This window comes from Aquabacterium sp. (assembly GCF_035476535.1).
Lineage (GTDB): Bacteria > Pseudomonadota > Gammaproteobacteria > Burkholderiales > Burkholderiaceae_C > Pseudaquabacterium.
This window is the reverse complement of the sequence record NZ_DATILJ010000080.1, coordinates 23,882-30,564: the sequence shown is the minus strand read 5'-3', so window position 1 is coordinate 30,564 and position 6,683 is coordinate 23,882. Positions and strand designations below refer to the sequence as shown.

At 67.6% G+C, this 6,683-nt stretch carries 5 protein-coding genes; 3 read left to right on the top strand and 2 right to left on the bottom strand.

Annotated elements, in window-relative coordinates:
- Positions 1 to 213: 213 nt before the first annotated feature.
- Positions 214 to 2,202, bottom strand: coding sequence for a TonB-dependent receptor plug domain-containing protein (locus tag VLK61_RS07970; RefSeq protein ID WP_325419936.1), 1,989 nt, complete (start codon positions 2,200 to 2,202; stop codon positions 214 to 216).
- A 116-nt stretch (positions 2,203 to 2,318) separates the two neighbouring features.
- The gene (locus tag VLK61_RS07965; protein ID WP_325419934.1) at positions 2,319 to 3,119 is read right to left on the bottom strand and encodes a fumarylacetoacetate hydrolase family protein; all 801 of its coding nucleotides are present in this window, start codon (positions 3,117 to 3,119) and stop codon (positions 2,319 to 2,321) included.
- Between the two features lie 213 nt (positions 3,120 to 3,332).
- Here VLK61_RS07965 and VLK61_RS07960 point away from each other — a divergent pair, with 213 nt between their 5' ends.
- The 3 genes from VLK61_RS07960 to VLK61_RS07950 are packed head-to-tail and all read left to right on the top strand — an operon-like array spanning position 3,333 to position 6,632.
- Positions 3,333 to 4,181: a branched-chain amino acid ABC transporter permease gene (locus VLK61_RS07960; RefSeq protein WP_325419932.1), complete on the top strand. Its 849-nt coding sequence runs from the start codon at positions 3,333 to 3,335 to the stop codon at positions 4,179 to 4,181.
- Entirely contained in the window at positions 4,172 to 5,935 is a 1,764-nt protein-coding gene (locus tag VLK61_RS07955; protein ID WP_325419930.1) for a branched-chain amino acid ABC transporter ATP-binding protein/permease, read from the top strand. Before VLK61_RS07960 ends, VLK61_RS07955 begins: the two co-directional genes overlap by 10 nt.
- Complete coding sequence (locus VLK61_RS07950; protein ID WP_325419928.1) at positions 5,925 to 6,632, top strand: ABC transporter ATP-binding protein; 708 nt, start codon at positions 5,925 to 5,927, stop codon at positions 6,630 to 6,632. Before VLK61_RS07955 ends, VLK61_RS07950 begins: the two co-directional genes overlap by 11 nt.
- The last annotated feature ends 51 nt before the right edge of the window (positions 6,633 to 6,683 follow it).

Here is a 6,683-nt window from a genome sequence, read left to right as displayed (position 1 = left end):
ACTGCTGATGAAGCTGCCGTTCCAGGCGTTCCCGTGGCAGACCGGCGTGCTGGTCGCCGCGGCCTATCTGCTGGTGTGGCGATTCAAGCAGCCGCCGTACATCTCGCTGCCGCTGGGCGCCGCGCTGGCCTGGCTGTTGCTGTAACGAAGAGCCTGTCCTCACCTCCCCTGCAATGGCGACATAGCGGCCTCATCGAGGGGCCCCGTGCCGAGCTAGAAGCTCAGCACCAGCTTGGCCAGCACCGCCCGGTCGAGTTCACTGCGTGTGGCCACGGCCGTGAATTCGCCATGGCCGCCGCCATCGAGGTTGCGCACGGCCAGCGAGAACTCGGCCGCCGGCGACAGGCGCCAGCCCCAGCGCAGGTCCAGCGCCGTGTAGCTCGGGACCAGCGGGAAGGGCAGCTTGGACACATAGCGCACGCTCACATCAAGCTCGCTCGCGGGGCCCAGATCCCAGGCGGCACTCAGGTGGCTGCGCCGCGCCGGGCTGGTGCTTTCCGTGTTGCGCGGCGCATTGACGTCGAAACTGCCCGGTGCGACCTGCAGGTCCTGCCACAGGCGGTTGAGGCTGGCCTGCAGACGCCAGGTCGGCGCCACTTGCCACGTGCCCCACAACTCGATGCCGCGCAGCACGCCCGCCATGTTGTTGCCGAAGGTCGCGGCGCGCCGATTGGCTGTTAGCTCCTGCGTGCGCAGGTCGTCATACGCGGCGCGAAACAGCGTGGCCGACAGGTTCAGGCGTTTGCTCGGCTGCCCGCGGTAGCCGAGCTCGAGCACCTTGGCCACCTCGGACTGCACGTCGGGGCCGCCCGCCAGGCGGTAGGGCGGCTGGCCCGGCACGAAGTTGTCGCGGTCGACGCGCGAAGGGGCGCGAACGGTCCGGGACCACGCAGCCCACAGCAGGTCGTCCGGCGCCGGTTTCCAGGCCAGGCGCGCGCTGGGCAGCCATTCGCGGCCGGTGTAGTCGTTGTGCTCGAGGCGTGCGCCCAGCGTCAAACGCAGGTTGGCAGGCAGGCTGATCTCGTCTTGCGCGAAGAGGGCAGACCAGGTCTGCGTCAACTGCGCGGGCAGGAAGGCCAGGTAGGGGGTGTTGGTCACGTCGTGCCTGCCGCGCCGGACCTCGGCGCCCCACGCGAACGCGTGGCGCTCGCCGAACTGCAGGCCGTGCTGAAGCTGCAGATCGGCCATGTTCAGCACGTCGCCGAAGGTGGGCGTCGTGGTGCGCCGCGTGTGATCCAGGTAGCCCTGCACCATCCAGCGCTGGCCGTCGCCGAGCTGACGGTCCCAGCGCGCCACGAGATTCGCCCCCGAGGTCGGGATCGGTCCCAGCGGGATGGTCACGCCGGAGATCACGATGCTGCCGGGCAGCGGCTGCTCCCGCCAGCCCTCGTAGGCATTGGCCACCAGCGCCAGCTTGTCGCGGCCGGACTGCCAATCCAGTCGGCCACCGAGCTGGCGGTTGCGCTGCTTGTCCTTGATGTCGACGCCGGCCTCGGTGCGTGTCGCGTGGCGCTGGAACGCCTTGGCGTAGAGCCGGTAGCTCGCCTGCTCGCCCAGTGCGCCGCCATGCCGCAGCGAGACCTCGGCGTCCCGGTTGCCGGCGCTCACCGCCACCAGTTCGCCCTGGGTGCGCCCGGCTTCGGCGGTGATGATGTTGATGATGCCGTTGACCGCGTTGACGCCCCACAGCGTGCCGCCCGGTCCGCTGATGACTTCGATGCGATCGATGTCTTCCAGCATCACGTCCTGCACGTCCCAGAGCACGCCGGAGGACAAGGGCGAATAGACCGAGCGGCCGTCCACCAGCACCAGCATCATCTTGTTCACGGAAATGCCGGCGAAGCCGCGGGCCGTGACGGAATACGTGCTGGCGCTCTGGCGCGCCACTTGCAGGTTGGGGGCCAGGCGCAGGGCCTCCGGCAGGTTCGTGGCGCCGGAGCGGCGGATCTGCGAAGCGGTGATGACATAAACCGAGGCCGGAGCGTCAGCCAGCCGCTCGCCGCGCTTGGACACCGAGGTGATCTCGATGTTGCCGAGCTCTTCGAGGCTCAACTCGGTCAGGCGCCAGAGCACGGTCGACGATGCCGGCTCGATGGCCTGAACACTGCCGGCGGCAGCGAGCCCGCCGACCAACACCACACGCTCCGCCCAAAGCCTGCCGCGCGGCAAACGCCACGGCCACTGATGGATCAGCGCTTTCATGACTCTCCCCTGGGCCCGGCCGCCGTGGCATGCCGGCCGCGCCGGGCCCCTGCGGGGGAGTCTAGTCCTGGCGTTTCGCCGGCGCATGCGCGCCGCGCGGAAAATATTCGGCGCCGTCAGCCGGCGCCAACACCCGGAACATCGTGCTCGGCCACCACCGGGTTGCGCAGCACGCCGATGCCCGGGATGTCGACTTCCACCGTGTCGCCCACCTGGATCGGCCCGACGCCCGCGGGCGTGCCCGTCATGATCAGGTCGCCCGGCAGCAGGGTCATGTACTTGCTGAGATAGGCGACGAGATAAGCGACCGGGAACACCAGGTCGCGGCTGTTGCCGTCCTGGCGCACGACGCCGTTGACGCGGGTGATGACTCGCTGGTTCGCAGGGTCCAGGCCTGTTGCGATGAACGGGCCGATGGGCGCAAAGGTGTCGTAGCCCTTGCCCGCCAACAGGCAGCCGAAGGCGCTTTCCTGGCGTTGCAGCACGCGGTCGCTGACGTCGTTGCCGCAGGTGTAGCCGAACACGTAGTCCAGCGCATGCTCTTCGCGCACATGGCGCGCGCGCCGGCCGATCACGGCGGTCAATTCGCCTTCGTAGTGAATGACCTCGCCATGCCGCGGGTAGACGATGGCGTCATCGGGGCCGATGGCCGAGGTGCTGGGTTTCATGAACAGCACCGGCGCCTCGGGCACGTTTTTGCCGACCTCTTGCGAGTGGGCCTTGTAGTTGTAGCCCAGCCCGAAGATACGTGGCTGGGCGATCGGCGCCAGCAGCTTGACCGCGTTGAGCGGGTCCCGGTGGCCGCTTTCGGCCAGGCTGTCAAACGGCACGCCGGCCAGGCGCTTGAGCACGCTGCCGTCCAGGATGCCGAAGTGCGTGCCGTCCTCCAGCGCATAGCGTGCGATCAGCAGTCCCATGGTGTGTGTCCGTTCAGAGTCAAGAGAATGCTAACGTTAGCCTTCTCGATTGCGGCTGTCAATCCGGGAAGGGGCTGAGACCCGGATGAGCAAACAAGGCTTGACGAGTGCTTCCTGGGTGCGCAGAATGCGCTAACGATAGCACTAGGAGACAAGCAGCATGAAACATCACGCCGCACTGCGGCACCCGGCACTGCCGCATCGGGTGTCACCGTGAGCTTCACCCTGCTGGCCCAATCCGCGCTGGGCGGCATGCTGCTCGGCGGCGTGTATGGCTTGCTGGCGATGGGGGTGAGCCTGAGTTGGGGCCTGCTGAGGCTCGTCAACCTCAGCCATTTCGCGCTGGCCTTCCTGGGCGCCTATCTCACCTACCAGTTCGGCACGCAGTTCGCTGTGCCGCCCTGGGCTTCGCTGCTGCTGATCGCGCCGGTGTTCTTTGCCGGTGGCGTGGCCTTGCATGCGGTGTTCATGCGTTTCAAGGTCACCGAGTTCGCGTCGATGCTCGTGACCTTTGGTGTCACGGTGCTGATCGAGTCGCTGATCCAGTGGGTCTGGTCGGCCGATTTCCGCAAGTTCGAAACGCCCTACGCGCAGGCATCGTTGCGGGTTGGGCCGATCTTCGTGCCGGTGCTCGAGCTGACGGCCTTCGCCTGCGCGGCGCTGCTGGCAACCACCGCGTGGCTCTGCCTGCACCGAACCCTGCTGGGTCGCGCGTTGCGGGCGGCGGCACAGGATGGCCCCATGGCCGCTGCATTCGGCATCAACGCCGGGCGCTTGTCGTACGGGCTTGCCGGCCTGTGCTCCGCGTCTGCGGGCGTGGCCGGCGTCTTCATCGCGCTGACCTCCACGCTTGCGCCGTCGCAGATCGAAGCCTGGATCGGCGTGGTCTTCGCGGTCGTGATCATCGGTGGCCTGGCCAATCCGCTCGGGGCCCTCGCGGCGGGTGTGCTGATCGGCGTGTCGGAGGCGGTGACGATGGCGACGGTCAATCCTGCCTGGGCGCCGCTGGTGGCCTTCTCCATCCTGATCGCATTGCTGATATGGAAGCCGAAATGGCTCTGAACACCAAACTCCTGCAGGCGGCCACGGTGCTCGGCGCGCTGGCGCTGTTCGCCTTGCCCTACACGGGCGCCGCCGACTTCTACCTGTCCTACCTGTACATCGTCTTCTTCTGGGTCGCGCTGGCAACGAGCTGGGGCATCCTGAGCGGCTACGCGGGCTACTGGAGTTTCGGCCACGCGGCCTTCTTCGGCGCCGGGGTCTACACCTCGGCCAGCCTGGCCGCGAAGGCAGGCTGGCCCTTTCTGCTGACGATTCCATTGGCAGCGGGCGTGGCCGCTCTGTTTGCCGTTGGCATCGGCCTGGTGGTCTTTCGCATCAAGTCGCTGCGCGGGGAGTTTTTCGCGCTGCTGACCTTGTCGGTCACCTACGTGATCGCGGCCATCGTCTCGAACACGGCGATCGACGGCGGCGCCGGCGTCAACCTGAGCAATGTGCCACTGCCCCGATTCGGCACCTCGGTGCCGGGTGCCATCTACCTGCTGGGCCTGGTGCTGGCTGTCACCGCGCTGGCCGTGTCGCGCTGGATCCATCGGTCCAAGCTGGGTCTGGGCCTGCTGGCCATTCACGACGACGAGGATGTCGCCGAGGTCAAGGGCGTGCCCACCTTGCGCTTCAAGCTGGTGGCCTTCGGCATCTCGGCGGCGATTGCCGGCGCGGCAGGGGCCGTGCAGGCCGCCTACGTGGGTTATGTGACGGTGGCGGACACGTTCTCGATCACGGTGCCCTTGTACGTCGTGCTGATGAGCATCCTGGGCGGTGCCCGCCATTGGGCCGGGCCGGCCATCGGCGCGACGCTGATCACCGTCGCGCTCAGCCTCTTCGTCGGCAGCAGCCATGCCGAGCTCGGCAAGGCGGGCGTGGCACTGGCGCTGATCGTCGTGATCCTGGTGCTGCCGCAGGGCATCGCGCCGCGCTTGCTGGCGCTGTTCAAGGCGCCGGCCAGCGTGCCACCAGCGCGCAAGGCCGGCGGGCCGACCCTGGCCGTTGCGAAACCGTCGGACGCGAAGCCCGCGGCCAGCGCCCACGCCTTGCTGGAGTGCCGTGACGTGCAGAAGCGCTTTGGTGGACTTCAGGCGCTGGGCGGTGTGAGTCTCAGCGTGATGCAGGGCGAGATCCTCGCACTCGTCGGGCCCAATGGATCGGGCAAGTCGACCTTGATCAACATGATCAGCGGCCACTTTCCGCTGTCCTCCGGCAGCATCGCGCTGGAGGGTGAATTGATCTCGTCGCTCGACCCGCACGAGGTGGCGCGCCGGGGCGTCGCGCGGACCTATCAGATTCCCCGCTTGTTCGACCACCTGACGGTGCTCGACAACGTGCGCCTGTGCGGGGCGTTTGGCCGCAGCGGTGAAGGGCCGCAGGACGACCTGGAAGCGCATGCTCGCCATTGGCTGGCATTTGCGGGGCTGGCGGGCAAGGCCGATCAGCTGCCGGCCACGCTGAACCTGCACGAGCGCAAGTTCGTGGAGTTCGCGCGGGCCCTGGCGGCGCGCCCCAAGCTGCTGTTGCTCGACGAAGTGCTGTGCGGGCTGACACCCTCGGAAGTGGACCAGGCGATCGACCTCATCCGCAAGATCCGCGCGGGCGGCACCACCATCGTCTTCGTCGAGCATGTGATGCGCGCGGTGGTGGCCTTGGCCGACCGCGTGGCCGTGCTCGATCAAGGCAAGCTGCTGGCCCTGGGCGATCCGCAGGAGACCATGCGCAACCCCGAGGTCATCGGCGTCTACCTGGGAGTGGCCCATGCTGCTTGAAGTGCGCAACGTCCACATCGCTTATGGCGATGCGCCGGCAGTCTGGGATGCTTCGCTGGACATCGATGCCGGGCAGATCGTCTCGGTCGTCGGGCCCAACGGTGCCGGCAAGAGCACGCTGATCAATTCGATCGCCGGCATTCTGCGGCCGCGCCGCGGCAGCATCCGGATCGATGGGGTCGATGTCGCGATGCTGCCCGGCCATCGTGTCTGCGATCACGGCGTGGCCATCGTGCCGGAAGGGCGCCGGCTGTTCACCCAGATGTCGGTACTGGACAACCTCGAACTGGGCGCCTACCGCGCCGAGGCCCGTGGCAGGTACCTGCAGACCCTGGAAGAGGTGTTCACGCTGCTGCCGGTGCTGCGGGAACGCAAGGCACAGATCGCCGGCACGATGTCGGGTGGCCAGCAGCAGATGGTGGCCATCGGCCGGGCCTTGATGGCGCGGCCGCGGCTGCTGCTGATGGACGAGCCCTCGCTCGGCCTGTCGCCGCTGATCGTCGCGGACATGTTCCGCATCATCCGCCGCATCAACGAGCGCGGCGTCGCGGTCATGCTGGTCGAGCAGAACATCCATCAGGCACTCGAAGTGGCGCACCACGCCTACGTCATCGAGCAGGGGCGAATCATCACGTCCGGCAATCCGGAAAGCCTGTTGAGCAATCCGCAGATCAGGGAGGCCTATCTTGGCGTCTGACCCCAGCACCATCAGCAGCGTCCATGTTGCCAGCGTCCCTGTTGCGATCAA